Origin of the sequence: Aeromonas sp. EERV15 (genome assembly GCF_900079845.1) — a bacterium.
In the GTDB taxonomy this organism is placed as follows: Bacteria; Pseudomonadota; Gammaproteobacteria; order Enterobacterales; family Aeromonadaceae; genus Aeromonas; species Aeromonas sobria.
Map to the genome: position 1 here is coordinate 1 of NZ_FKKY02000156.1, position 441 is coordinate 441.

The following is a 441-nucleotide window of genomic DNA, read 5'->3' on the forward strand; positions in this document are numbered from 1 at the left end:
ATCTCGCCGCTCAGCCTGGCGCTCCAGGGCGTGGTCACCGCCCCGCGCGACTATGCCCGCGCGAACTCGCTGTACAACGTCTTCTACGCCGCGGGCATGCTGCTCGGCCCCCCCGCGTCGAGCGCGATTTACCAGGCGGAGGGCGGGGTCGCGATGCTCTACCACCTGGCGGCGCTGTGGGCCGCGTTCGTCGTGTTCACGATCGTCTTCGCTGGCGACGACCCGGCCTCCCGCCGCGGCGAGCGGGGCGGGGTCGAGGTCGCTGCCTGATCGCCGCCCGGCGGGCGCGCCTCGTCACCCGAGGCGCTCGGCGAGCCACTGCTCGCCGTGCCCCGTGTCGATCCCGAGGTGTCGCAGCCCCGGGAGGACCACGCGCCGCATTGTCTCGTCGAAGATCCGCCTGCGTTCGCTGCGGTCGAGGGCGCCGAGCCCGGACAGCGT

At 73.7% G+C, this 441-nt stretch carries 1 protein-coding gene; it reads left to right on the forward strand.

Annotated features, from left to right (window positions below):
• Positions 1 to 270, forward strand: a 270-nt coding sequence (locus BN4575_RS22970) for an MFS transporter (protein ID WP_141689925.1), incomplete at its 5' end; no start/stop codon positions are given.
• Positions 271 to 441: the final 171 nt, after the last annotated feature.